The sequence below is a fragment of the Nocardia sp. No.11 genome, assembly GCF_038752175.1.
Classification (GTDB): Bacteria; Actinomycetota; Actinomycetes; order Mycobacteriales; family Mycobacteriaceae; genus Nocardia; species Nocardia canadensis.
On the sequence record NZ_JBCGFB010000129.1, the window covers coordinates 1 to 1867 of the forward strand.

Sequence of the window (1867 nt, forward strand, 5' to 3'; positions counted from 1 at the left end):
AGAGCGTGCTCGAGCTGCGCGGCCCGCGCGGCCATCGGCGCGTCCCGGGCGCGCAACGCCAGTGCCGCGCGGCGGTGGGCCAGGGCCAGCCAGCCCTGTCCCGCCAGCCGATAGGCGGCGGTGCGGATCAGCGGATGGACGAAGGTCACCGCGCCATCGATCACCCGGACGACGCCGCGACCGACCAGCCCATCGAGCGCGTCGGCCACCGTCACCGCCGGGACATCCGCGGTCGCCGACAGCAGTTCGAGGTCGGGCGGCGCGCCACACACGGCGGCGGCCTGCGCGACCGACCGGTCGAGCTCGGGCAGCTGGGCCAGTTCGGCCCGGATCGTGCGATCCAGCGCCGCGTAATCGGTCGAGGTCGGATCCGGGTTCTCCCCGCGCAGCGCCCGCTCCAGTTCCCGGTCGGGCAGGTCGGCCAGGAGCGACAGGTACAGCGGATTGCCCTGGGACGCGTCGAGTAGCCGGGCGCGGCGACGGGGATCCTCCCCCGGGAGCAGCCCGTCGACGTCGATGCCGGTGAACGGCGGCACCCGGACATGGACCGAGCGGACCAGCGGCACCCGCAGCAAACGGGTGAGCGACGGCGGGCAGCCGCCGTCGCGAAACGCGAGAAGCAGCCGGAATCCGCCGACCGGGCGATTGCGGATCAGGAAGGCCAGCAGCCGAACCGATTCCGCGTCGGCCCACTGCGCGTCGTCGACGACCAGCAAGGTCTCGACCGTGCCGAGCGCGCGCCGCATCCGCCGGGCGAGCGCCGTGTCGGCGACCACGTCCGCCGCGGACACCTCGGCGTCGGCCGAGGACCACGCCGCCGGTGGAACGACCGCCGCGCCGCGTGCGCGTTCTTCCTCGGCCGGATCGACGTCATCGAGCTGTTCGGCGAGATCGTCGGCGAGGTAGCGCGGTTGGGTGCGGGCGTCCTCGGCACCGGTGACCGAGAACACCCGGCACGGCGCGGCCTGGGCGAAGTGGGCGATCAAGCGGGACTTGCCGATTCCGGCGGGGCCCTCCACCAGCAGCAGCCAGGGGGCGTCGGGGCCGGTGAAGGTCGTGGTCAGGGTAGCCAGTTCGGGGGCTCGGCCGACGAAGGCGCGTTCGATCACCGTCATCACCCTTTCCTGCCCGGTTTGTCCGGGGTGAGCCTAACCCGGGTCACCGACGAGCAAATGCCGTGGTTTCCCGGATGCTCCGCGGGCGGACGTGGGGTTGGGTGGGCGAGGCCGATCACCGCCGAAGGGTCCGCGGTGAGGTTCTTCAGAAAGTAGGTTCGCATGACGTTCACCGGCAAGGGAATGGTTTCGCGGTTCGCGCTCGCACTGCTGGCGGTCACGGCACTCGGTGCCGCGGGCTGCTCGGCCGTGGACAAGGTCACCGAGGTGGCCAAGGACGCGGGCAAGTCCGACACCGCCCGCTCGAAGGTCGGTGACTGCATCAACGTGATCTCGGCGTCGATGATCGACTCCAAGACCGAGCCTGTCCCCTGCTCGGCCGAGACCGCCGTCTACAAGGTCGTGCAGGTGCACGACCAGAAGGTCGAGTGCCACGAGGACTACACCTCCTACGAGGAGACCTTCGGCAGCGGCGGCACCCTCGCGTTCCTGTGTCTCGCCCCGAACTTCAAGGAGGGCAGCTGCTACAACGAGGGCATGATGACCGGCTACAAGTTCGTGCCGTGCACCGCCACCGAGGCCGACTTCAAGGTCGTCTCGCGCATCGACGGTCAGGTCGACGAGCAGCTGTGCGGCGAGGACGCCGACTCGGTCCTGGTGGTCAACGACCCGAAGACCACGTTCTGCCTGGGCAGCGCCAAGGGCTGAGGCCCGCACGACGAGAAGCGGGGGGGGGCCCCGCGGGACGGGGG

The 1867-nt window shown here is 71.1% G+C and carries 2 protein-coding genes; one reads left to right on the forward strand and one right to left on the reverse strand.

Annotated elements, in window-relative coordinates; genetic code table 11:
* Nucleotides 1–1115, reverse strand: a 1115-nt coding sequence (locus V8688_RS26835; protein ID WP_342801958.1) for an AAA family ATPase, incomplete at its 3' end; no start/stop codon positions are given.
* A gap of 162 nt (nt 1116–1277) precedes the next feature.
* On the opposite strand from V8688_RS26835, the gene V8688_RS26840 reads away from it, so the two are divergent.
* Nucleotides 1278–1823 (forward strand): hypothetical protein, encoded by a 546-nt coding sequence (locus V8688_RS26840; RefSeq protein WP_218715999.1) that lies wholly within the window; start codon nt 1278–1280, stop codon nt 1821–1823.
* Nucleotides 1824–1867: the final 44 nt, after the last annotated feature.

Excerpts from the sequence above, each read along its gene's own strand:
- V8688_RS26840 (WP_218715999.1), top strand. The coding sequence starts at position 1,278 with ATGACGTTCACCGGCAAGGGAATGGTTTCGCGGTTCGCGCTCGCACTG.